The organism is Anabaenopsis sp. NIES-4685 (genome assembly GCF_059725405.1).
In genome coordinates, this window is the sequence record NZ_AP043602.1 from 826096 (window position 1) to 836953 (window position 10858).

Below are 10858 nucleotides of genomic sequence, written 5' to 3' on the forward strand. Positions count from 1 at the left end.
TTGCCTCGATTAAATGCCTATTCGGCCGGAATATACGGATGTACTAGCAGTACCAGCTAAATCAAATTTTAAGTAAACTTACATAGAATGTTTCCGCATGCAATCCATGTTTTATATCTTAACATTTAATGACTAAAAATTAATGTTTTTTAATATCTAGAGACGCACAATTGTGCGTCTCTATAACTTAATCTGTTTTAAATGAAATTTTGCAGATGTTGCACTAGTTGTTCTGCTTGCATCACTCCCTCAATTCTCTCCACTGGCTGACCTTGCTTAAATAGTACCAATGTTGGTAAGGCAGTAATTTGGTACTGATTTGCTAGCACTGTATACTTTTCAGTATCAATTTTTACGACACGCAACCGATTTTGTAATTGAGCATTAACTTTCTCTAAAATTGGCACCATCATCTGACAGGGGCCACACCAATCAGCATAAAAATCCACTAATACTGGTACATCAGAACCAGATAACATCTCTTCAAAACTGTTGAATTGTTTTTTTGTCGCCATGTGACACACACCAAATCTTTATTGATTGCTTTTAATGGTAATGTGTACCTTAAAGAATCGGCATATCATCATTTTGTTTTTATTGTTGCTCAATTTCCCCATCTTCCCAAAGGTATAGATATCCGGATCAGCAAGCAATTATAGCAACCGCCAAGGAGGTTAGGACGCAAAAAGTAAGACATCCTCAATGGCATCTCGTAAAGAATCAAACTGCTCAAGTTTTTTGCGGATTCGACTTTTTAACCAAGACCAACATTTTTCAATCTGATTCAGGTCTGGAGAATAAGGTGGTAGGTACAACACTTCACACCCTGCGTACTCAATCAGTTGTTGAATGCGCCCACCTTTATGAAATGTAGCATTATCCATCACCACAACCTGTCCCGGTTTGAGTGTGGGAAGCAAACAAGCTTCAAGCCAAGTCTCAAATACTATTCGATTACACGCACCCTCAACAGTGAAAGGAGCTATCAGCTGATGGTTACACAGCGCGGCAATTATGTTCACCCGACCTTGACGACGACCTGATTTAAGTGCATGGAAGCGCTGTCCTTTTGAGTTCCAACCGTAATCATACTGGTCTCGGTTGTCCATTCCTGACTCATCGAGGTATACAATCTTCTCCACAGGTAACTTAGACAACTGCGTTACGAAAGCCTGTCGTTTAACCTCATCGCGCTCACGGTAGCCATAAGTCTTTTTTTTCGCGTAAAACCAATTTTTTTCAAAGCTCTTGAGATTGTGCGCTCGCTAATTTCTTCAGGCCAAAGTGAGGCCATCTCTACTTGGGTTTTATCGCCATGCACGGAAGCGAACTCACGAAATTTTTCCCAATCGGTAATTTTGTGACCATTCCCAGGACGCTTACTAGGCAAGGCTTGGAAGTCCCCCGTTTCGGTTTTTCGCTTCAACCATAGGGTGATGGTGTTGCGACTAATATTAAACATTTGACTGGCTTCAGTTTTCTTCAAGCCATCGAGTTCAATCGCTTGGATTACTTTTTGACGAAGGTCGTAACTGTACGGCTTGGGCATATACCTGTAGCAAGCGATCGCTTCACATGAAAAGGGACTACTTATAGTTTATGCTTAAATTACCTTGGCGGTTGCTATAAATCTAAAATCCTGCAATTATAAGCACAAATCACCATAAGATTATTAGCGCGGTTATTTGAAAAGCAAAAGGAATAATTTATGGAAACCTTGCAGGGAAAAGTTGCAATTGTCACAGGGGCTTCACGGGGGATTGGACGAGCGATCGCTTTAGAACTAGCTAAACAAGGAGCGAGTATAGTAGTTAATTATGCTAGTTCTAGCGGTGCTGCCGACACTGTAGCCGCAGAAATTAATGCCGCCGGAGGTCAGGCTATTGCCCTAAAAGCTGATGTATCAAAGGTTGAGCAAGTGGAGGCATTATTTAACGCCACCATAGAAAAGTTTCAGCGCCTTGATATTATTGTCAATAATGCCGGTATTACTCGCGACACATTACTTTTACGCATGAAGCCAGAAGATTGGCAAGCAGTAATTGACCTCAACCTGACAGGTGTGTTCTTATGCACACGCGCCGCCAGTAAAATCATGCTCAAACAACGTTCTGGACGCATTATTAATATTGCCTCCGTAGCTGGACAAATGGGTAACCCTGGTCAAGCCAACTATAGCGCCGCCAAAGCAGGGGTCATCGGCTTTACTAAAACAGTCGCCAAAGAACTCGCTTCTCGCGGGATCACAGTTAATGCCGTTGCTCCTGGTTTTATTGCCACAGACATGACCAGTAAACTTAGCAACACCGAAGATATTTTGAAATATATCCCTCTGGGTCGCTACGGTCAACCAGAAGAAATAGCTGGTATGGTGCGGTTCCTCGCTGCTGATCCTGCTGCTGCTTACATTACTGGACAAGTCTTTAACGTTGATGGCGGCATGGTAATGTAATCATGAGTGACTCCAGGTTCTTTGCCAGATGGTAAAGCTCAAGAGCATGACAATACTAATGGCAGTGGTCAATATCACCACCACAGTCATGCCTTGTATTCTCATGGCTAGCAAGTTAAAAACTAAAGTGATACTCCACAGAGTCAAGGCAGCATGGCCTTGGGAAAATCCCCAGGCGAGTAAGCGGTGGTGTATGTGGTCTTTACCGGGGGTACTCAGAGGGTTTTTTCCTGCCAATAACCTGCGGATAAACACTTGTGTAGTATCCAATACTGGCAATATGAGAAATAAAATCGTCGGTCCGAGGGCAAAAATTGTATTTTGTTGCAGGTTACCTAAAATACTAGTTGCAGCTAGGACATAACCAAAAAAGTATGCACCAGCATCACCCATGATAATCCTTGAGGGGTGGAAGTTATGGCGCAAAAAGCCCAAAGCTCCACCCCCTAAAGCTGCCAGCACTAAAATAGCAGCCGCCCGATTGGGAAATTGGGCAGCAACCCCTAACAAACTCATGGCAGTGATAAAACTCACTCCCCCAGCCAATCCATCCATACCGTCCATCAAATTGATGGCGTTAGTGATACCTACTACCCAAAGTACCGTTATCGCCATGGAAAATAGCGAGTCTAGGGGCGTGTTCAATCCAACATCAATCCTGATGCCGTTGGCATACAGCAACAATGCCGTGACAATCTGTGCCCACAGGCGCACAGAGGGCGGCAAACCGAACTGATCATCAATAAAACCAACAAGCACTAGGATGGAACCTCCTAGTAAAATGGTTAGGACTTGAGCCAAGACGCTTTGCAGGGCAATAGGTCGTAACAGGCTAGCTAGTACCATAGCGGCAATCACTCCCGCATAAATAGCTAAACCACCCGCATTGGGTAAAGGCTGCTGGTTGAGTCGTCGTGCATTTGGTTGGTCAGCCCAACCTACCCGCAAGGCAAATTTGCGTATTGTGGGAATCAAACGCCAGGTTACCAACCAAGCCAAAAGAAACGTAAATACTACTGCCAACCAGCCGGAACCGCTAGGGTCGGCAATGCCGAGGGACTTAAGAAAGTTGTCTAGATTCATCCCCCAATTCAAGCATTACTGCCATTGTCCTATATGAGTATCAACTGTAATATTACTCAATTTTGGGAATTTGCATTTATAATCTGAACTGTTTGGTGATTAGCACTCTAGTCTAGTGAGTGCTAAATTGTCTAATGGAAGGACTAGAGAGATAAAACATGGCAAAAATTATTTCATTTGATGAAGAGTCACGGCGCGCGCTAGAGAAAGGTGTTAACGCCATAGCTGACGCGGTAAAAATCACCCTCGGACCTAGAGGTCGTAACGTCCTTTTAGAAAAAAAATTTGGCGCGCCCCAAATCGTTAATGATGGGATCACAGTTGCCAAAGAAGTTGAACTAGAAGATCCCTTAGAAAACACCGGTGCAAGACTGATTCAAGAAGTGGCATCCAAAACCAAGGATATCGCTGGTGATGGAACCACCACCGCCACAGTTTTAGCACAGGCGATGATTAGAGAAGGTTTAAAGAACGTCGCCGCTGGTACTAACCCCATGAGCTTGAAGCGGGGGATCGACAAAACTATTGAAGTGTTGGTACAAGAAATTGCCAAGTTGGCAAAACCAGTAGAAGGAAGTGCGATCGCCCAAGTGGCCACTGTTTCCTCCGGTAATGATGAACAAGTGGGCGCAATGATTGCCGAAGCCATGGAAAAGGTCACCAAAGACGGTGTGATCACTGTGGAAGAATCTAAATCCCTGACTACCGAACTGGAAGTAGTGGAAGGGATGCAAATTGACCGGGGTTATATTTCTCCCTACTTCATTACCAATAACGACAGACAAATCGTAGAATTTGAAAACGCCCGCATCCTGATTACCGACAAAAAAATCAGCAGCATCCAGGATTTAGTTCCTGTGTTGGAAAAAGTAGCCCGTCTGGGTCAACCCTTGCTGATTATTGCCGAAGACTTAGAAGGAGACGCTTTAGCAACTTTAGTAGTCAATAAAGCTCGCGGTGTCCTGGCTGTGGTTGCTATCAAAGCACCCGGATTTGGCGATCGCCGCAAAGCGTTGTTACAAGATATTGCGATTCTCACCGATGGACAGATGATTTCTGAAGAAATCGGTTTAAGTCTAGACACTGCTACTTTAGAAATGCTCGGAACTGCCCGCAAAATCACCATTGACAAAGAAAGCACCACAATTGTGGCCGGTGGTGAAACCAAACCAGAGGTACAAACCCGAGTTGCTCAAATTCGTAAGCAATTGGCAGAAACTGATTCTGACTACGATCGCGAAAAACTCCAAGAACGCATTGCCAAGCTAGCAGGCGGTGTCGCAGTCATTAAAGTGGGTGCAGCCACAGAAACCGAACTCAAAGACCGCAAACTACGGATTGAAGACGCGCTCAACGCCACTAAAGCTGCTGTAGAAGAAGGGATAGTTCCCGGTGGTGGTACAACCCTGATCAACTTGACCGAGAAAATCGACGCCATCAAAGCAACCCTTCACGAAGAAGAAAAAATTGCCGCGGATATTATCAAACGCGCATTAGAAGCTCCCTTGCGTCAAATAGCAGATAATGCCGGTGACGAAGGTTCTGTGATTGTCTCTCAAGTCAAGGGCAGCGATTTCAATATTGGTTACAACGCCGCTACTGGCAAATTTGAGGATTTGATTGCTGCCGACATCATCGATCCTGCGAAAGTTGTCCGTTCAGCTTTGCAAAATGCTGCTTCTATTGCCGCTATGGTCTTGACTACTGAAGCCATTGTCGCCGAAAAACCAGAGAAGAAACCCGCAGGTCCTGCTCCTGACATGGGCGGCATGGGCGGCATGGGCGGCATGGGCGGCATGGGCGGTATGGGCGGTATGGGTATGTTCTAGTCTGTGTTGCTGAATGTAAATATTTTCTGGTGCAGTTTGCCTTGCTCAGGCAAACTGTTTTTTTTCATCTCCAAGTCTGGCGGGAGCGTTGGGCTGGCGCGACGCTGGTATACTGATCAAATGATTCCTATGGGTTAAAACTGTAAACAGTTAGGGAATGAATTATGAGGAGTGGCGACCAAAATTTAGTTATTTTGACCCTCTATATTATTGGCGTTGCTTACGTCTTTAATCGTATGGTGGAGTCTATTGATGATCAAGTAAAATTTGAATTTCAAAAAGCAGCTGTTGATCAACAACTCAAAGAACAAAATCTCCTCGACCAAGTGGGGATTTCTTTTAAATTCAAATCCTTATATGCCGTAGATGACGTCAAAGATTTATCCCTGAGTATTGAAAATAAATCCGATAATATTGCCATATATGTAGACTGGGACAATAGCTCTTTAGTGGTGGAACATAGCAAGCAATCACGTCGAGTCATTCGCAAATCACCTGATTTAACCCGTGACTTAGGTGTACCACAAAGTCCTAGCCTGATTGCTCCCCAGAAAACTCTTTCAGAAACGGTAACAGCAGAAGATGTTTTTGACCGTGATGCCGCCACAGGAACCTACTCTGCTACCAAACCCATAGTTAATATCACAGCACTAAGTAAAGGTGGTGAACCGCAAAAAAAGTTATATAACGATTTTATGAAGGAAAGAAAGGACTTGACATTTTCACTCCAGCTAGTGTTACGCATCTCTGAATTACGTGTGGGTCTAGCCCCGGGTGTGGATATCCCCCCACTTGTATTATCAATTGTCCTTTCACTATTAGAAAAGTACCCTGGACTTATGCTTTGCCTTGGAAGAAAAAATAAGTAATCCAAACCAGGCACATTGTGCCATCCCGGATTACACTGGAGTTGGGGAGAGAGTAGGCGCAGGCGGTTGCAGATCAGTTACAGTGACTGGTTTGAGGAAAGTCCGGGCTCCCCAAAGACCAAACTTGCTGGATAACCCCCAGTGCGAGCGATCGCGAGGATAGTGCCACAGAAAGATACCGCCTTTTTTTTAAAGGTAAGGGTGCAAAGGTGCGGTAAGAGCGCACCAGCACAACCGAGAGGTTGTGGCTCGGTAAACCCCGGTTGGGAGCAAGGCGAAAGGAAACAAAGGTTGGTCTTTTACCAGTTTCCAATGATTAGAGCCGCTAGAGGCGTTTGGTAACAAGCGTCCCAGATAGATAACTGCCCTCAAAGGTGTTTTTTAACAGTCGGCGAGAACAGAACCCGGCTTATGTCCGACTCTCTCCCCCTCTTTTTATTCCCCAGCCCCCCATCCGGTTTAATGACACTTGTTTATCCACGTCGTCAGCGACAGCTCGAAAGTTTAGTCAGAAAGTTAGGTTTACCACCAGGTTTACCCATTAAGTGGGAACTGTTGGATTTGGCTCTGACTCATCCTAGTGTTTCTGAATCCGCAAATTATCAACAATTGGAGTTTGTCGGTGATGCGGTGGTGCGACTGGCGGCCTCGGTAGTTTTGTGGGAAACATATCCTGATTGTCCAGTAGGGGATTTTGCTGCTATTCGTTCAGTTTTGGTGAGCGATCGCATCCTGGCTCAACTAGCAAGAGAATATGGTTTCCAGTTATATTTACTTGTGGTCGGTAGTGCTACCAGTGATAAAATTGGTCAAGAATCACGATTAGCAGATGCTTTTGAAGCTGTTCTAGGTGCCTTGTACCTGAGCACAAACAACCTGGAATTAATTCGCCCTTGGCTAGATTTTCACTGGCAAAAGTTAGCCACGGAAATTCGCCGCGACCCAGCCCGACTCAACTACAAAGCAGCTCTCCAAGAATGGACACAGGCAGAATTTAAAGTTTTACCTGAGTATCGAGTCAGGGAAGTTAATCAACCGAATCCACATCAAGATCGCTTCGCCGCAGAAGTTTGGCTTCATGACAATAAACTAGGTGAAGGTAAAGGACGCTCAATCAAAGCTGCGGAGCAAGCCGCAGCCAAGGTAGCTTTTTTAGCTATTTCTCCCCCAGAAAAACAGTGAATATAACGATAGCTCTGACTTCCTAATGGCGAGTCAGGTAACCCATAATGCCGTTATCTTGACCACCAGAAGTCTCAATCACGCCTTCTTTTGCAGCTGCACCAGTTAATAAAGCACTATCAATCATCGGCAAGGTAATCTTGACAGCCGTGCCTTTGTTTATACCCGCACTTTCCAGAGTAATACTACCTCCCATCGCTTCGACTAAATTCCGCGAAATAGCTAATCCTAGCCCCGTACCTTCAACTTTGCGTGTGGTTCCTCCATCTAACATCACAAAGGGGCGAAATAGTTTGTGCTGCTGGGTAGGTTCTATCCCTAGACCTGTATCTGTGATGCTGATTATTACCTGAGATTTGTTCTGACTAGATTTAGAAATGGCTGTAGCAATGGTAATGCTTCCTTGGTCGGTAAACTTAGTGGCATTACCAATGATATTAATGATCACCTGCTTTAACTTTACCGCATCTGCTGCGACAGGAATCAAATCAGTACCTAAATCGGTTTTTAACTGCAAACCTTTGTTTTGAATATTTACTGATTGTAAATTAATCACTTCCAGCAGTATTTGTCGCAGATCAATAGGTACTGTAACTACTGACAGCTTACCTGCTTCAATTTTAGAAATATCAAGCAGCTCATTAATAATACCTAACAAGTGAATAGCTGTTTCGTCGGCACGTTGAAGAAACTCTATTTCCTCTTCCCGGCTATCACACAAGCCATCATGCACCACCCGCACACAATTAATAATCACATTAAGTGGATTTCTCAACTCATGGGAAGTAGTAGCCAAAAACTGACTTTTGATCTGGTTGGCACTTTTTGCCTCTTTCCAAGCATTTTCTAGTTCTTCGGCCAGGCCTTGAGTCTCTCAACCATTTGGTCTATGGCTTGGGCTAGTTGGTTAAACTCCCGAATTTGGAAATTTCGCGGTACTGGTTGTGCGGCGTGGTGGCTATGAAGATGCAGAGCATAGTCTCGCAATTGTTCTACAGGACTGGCTAAATAAGGCGCTAGATATAGGGATACTAACAAACTCGCACCAATCAAACCAACTGTTAAAACAATCAGGATGAGTTTAATTTCTTCTAAACCTAGGAGGGCATTATCTACAGTGGTTACAGCCAAAACTATCCATTTTTTACCCGCTTGTGTTGTGATGGGATTAGCAATAGCCCTGTAACCCACGATGAATTCTGTACCCTCTTGAGAAGCTAAATTGACGGAGTTACTTTGTCCGGTTACGGCATTTTTGACAATTGCTTGCAGTTGGCCAGCATCTGGGTGTTCTTGAATATTACTACCAACTAACTCCGCTGATGGGTGTGCTAAAATTATCCCATTTTCAGAAATTACTACCGTAGAGCCTGTTAAGGAACCCGGTTGATTTCTGCTTTGTTTATATAATGCTGATTTGATACTCAATGTATATCGCACTTGCCCTGTGGGGTTGTTGACTGGGGTAGATAGTAGCAGTTGCAGTTGATTACCCCGATTTATTTGACCTGTGGTTCCTAATTTTGGCGGTAATATTTTTTGTATATTAATTTCTCCTGTTTGCTGAGGAATAGATGATTCCCACTCGGTAATTGGTTGCTCACCACAGCTACTGGCAATAATTTTACTTGTTTGTATATTAGTTAATTGTAAGCAGTCAATGTGACTTGGTAATTGTTTTGCTACTTCAGTGAGATATTTTTCTACCTGGGCTGAGGAACCGGACTGAATGACTCTTGTTTGACTCAGAATGAGTAAGTGAGTTTTGAGGGTAGCGATCGCATTAGCTATTTTTTCACTTTTGAAAACAGCACTCTCTGTAAGATTTTCGCCGGCGGTTTTTAATAGGCTAGATCTGGCTTTATTCAAAGCCACGATTTCCCCGAGCAATATCACCGGGACAAACAACAGCAAAATTCTTGTTACTAAAATACGTCGAAAGGATGATTGACGAGCCTTAGCCATCGAGTATCTCACTTCGCATCTGTAAACCACAAAATTAACGATGTGCAATTAGAACAGCTCAAAGAGATATTCCGCTAAGTTATAATTGTGTTTTTGTCAACTGCCAAAAGTTGCAAATATTGAACGTATAACCAGAAATTAGACATACCAAAACTCTTATGGGGTAAATGTGAATGTGACTGCTGTTGCATATAGATATAGATATATTATGAAATTGCTCAATAGTAGCCGTGGGCAAATATTGTTTAGCAAATCAATTCACTAACAAGTAAAATTTCCAAAATATCACACTCATCCCATAATGCAACATCGTCCTCATACTATAGTAGTTTTGGCCATGAGTGCAGATGGCAAGATAGCAGATTTTAGGCGATCCCCTGCTCGTTTTGGCTCAGGAGCTGATAAAGCACACCTGGAAAAACAAATCGCTGCTTCTGATGCCGTTTTATTAGGTGCTGGCACTATTCGCGCCTACGGTACAACACTTACCGTATCACAACCAATTCTGCTGCAACAACGAATGAAAGAGGGTAAACCCCCCCAGCCGGTTCATATAGTCCTTACACAATCTGCCGAACTTCATCCGGAAATTAAGTTTTTCCAACAGCCTATTGAACGCTGGTTACTCACCACAACCACGGGAGCAGATGCTTGGGCAAAAACCCAACAGACAGCACCCACAAGGGAGTTAACAGCCTTACAGGGTTGTCCTGCTAAATTTGATCAAATTCTCATTTTTGATACACCCACGGGCAATGTAGACCTATCTGCTGCTTTGTTACACCTTAGATCCCTAGACATAAACCGGTTAGCAGTATTAGGGGGCGGGGAATTAGTAGCTGCTCTCCTGCAATTAGATTTAATTGATGAACTGTGGTTAACAGTGTGTCCACTAATTTTAGGTGGTGCATCCGCGCCTACACCAGTAGAAGGTGAGGGATTTTTATCACAATTAGCCCCCAAGTTAGAACTTTTAGAAGTGCATCAAGTCCAGCAAGAGGTGTTTTTACACTATCGGCTACAACGTTAATCTATTGTAGCCATTCCCCATTCCCCATTCCCTATTCCCTTAATGGTTATTAACTGTATTCTAGGTAACCCACTAGTCCACTTTCAGTGGACTTGAGCTATTAGACAGGGAATTTATTCCCTGGCGAATGGAAGTAGACACCAATTTCCCCCTTACTCCTCACTCCTCACTCCTTACTCCTTCTCCCTTACCTGTTCCCTGTTCGGTGTGTTCCCTGTTCCCTTTTTTATTTCCCCAAAGTTTTATTTAAAAAAATTTACTTAATTTTGACATCACAGCGGATCTTTGACAAGTGTCATAGGTTATACTACTGGCTAATAATTCCCTTGGCAGTTTCACCAAATTACAAAGTACTTTATTGACAATCTGGTGCGGACATCTCCAATGTCCGGAAATAGTGCGATCGCCTATAACAAAAACAGCCCCCGTATAGTAACTGATTAAATTG

The 10858-nt window shown here is 43.7% G+C and carries 7 protein-coding genes, 1 other RNA gene and 2 pseudogenes; 6 read left to right on the forward strand and 4 right to left on the reverse strand.

Translation table 11 applies throughout. The features are described from left to right. Positions 1 to 197 precede the first annotated feature (197 nt). Together trxA and AC6IZ0_RS03615 are read right to left on the reverse strand one after the other, a co-directional pair. Positions 198 to 515 (reverse strand): thioredoxin, encoded by a 318-nt coding sequence (gene trxA / locus AC6IZ0_RS03610; protein WP_271731481.1) that lies wholly within the window; start codon positions 513 to 515, stop codon positions 198 to 200. A gap of 159 nt (positions 516 to 674) precedes the next feature. Then, a protein-coding gene (locus AC6IZ0_RS03615) for an IS630 family transposase (protein ID WP_497722827.1) occupies positions 675 to 1549 on the reverse strand; the annotation gives its coding sequence in 2 pieces (ribosomal slippage) (positions 675 to 1217 and positions 1220 to 1549; 873 coding nt in all). A 159-nt stretch (positions 1550 to 1708) separates the two neighbouring features. Here AC6IZ0_RS03615 and fabG point away from each other — a divergent pair. Beyond that, positions 1709 to 2452, forward strand: coding sequence for a 3-oxoacyl-[acyl-carrier-protein] reductase (fabG, locus tag AC6IZ0_RS03620; protein ID WP_271731482.1), 744 nt, complete (start codon positions 1709 to 1711; stop codon positions 2450 to 2452). Here the strand turns inward: fabG and AC6IZ0_RS03625 are convergent, their stop codons facing one another. After that, positions 2453 to 3535, reverse strand: coding sequence for an MraY family glycosyltransferase (locus tag AC6IZ0_RS03625; RefSeq protein WP_271731483.1), 1083 nt, complete (start codon positions 3533 to 3535; stop codon positions 2453 to 2455). A gap of 158 nt (positions 3536 to 3693) precedes the next feature. On the opposite strand from AC6IZ0_RS03625, the gene groL reads away from it, so the two are divergent. The 4 genes and pseudogenes from groL to rnc all read left to right on the forward strand — a co-directional run bounded on the left by groL (position 3694) and on the right by rnc (position 7415). Next, entirely contained in the window at positions 3694 to 5364 is a 1671-nt protein-coding gene (groL, locus tag AC6IZ0_RS03630) for a chaperonin GroEL (protein ID WP_497725138.1), read from the forward strand. A 164-nt stretch (positions 5365 to 5528) separates the two neighbouring features. Further along, a pseudogene (locus tag AC6IZ0_RS03635) lies at positions 5529 to 6229 on the forward strand (hypothetical protein). Positions 6230 to 6282: 53 nt separating this feature from the next. After that, positions 6283 to 6660: RNase P RNA component class A (gene rnpB, locus AC6IZ0_RS03640), an RNA gene on the forward strand. Positions 6661 to 6695: 35 nt separating this feature from the next. Continuing rightward, entirely contained in the window at positions 6696 to 7415 is a 720-nt protein-coding gene (rnc, locus tag AC6IZ0_RS03645) for a ribonuclease III (RefSeq protein WP_497725139.1), read from the forward strand. A gap of 22 nt (positions 7416 to 7437) precedes the next feature. Here rnc and AC6IZ0_RS03650 read toward each other — a convergent pair. Next, positions 7438 to 9380: pseudogene (locus AC6IZ0_RS03650) on the reverse strand (ATP-binding response regulator). A 298-nt stretch (positions 9381 to 9678) separates the two neighbouring features. Between AC6IZ0_RS03650 and AC6IZ0_RS03655 the strand changes: the two are divergent. Further along, positions 9679 to 10410, forward strand: coding sequence for a RibD family protein (locus tag AC6IZ0_RS03655; RefSeq protein ID WP_497725991.1), 732 nt, complete (start codon positions 9679 to 9681; stop codon positions 10408 to 10410). The last annotated feature ends 448 nt before the right edge of the window (positions 10411 to 10858 follow it).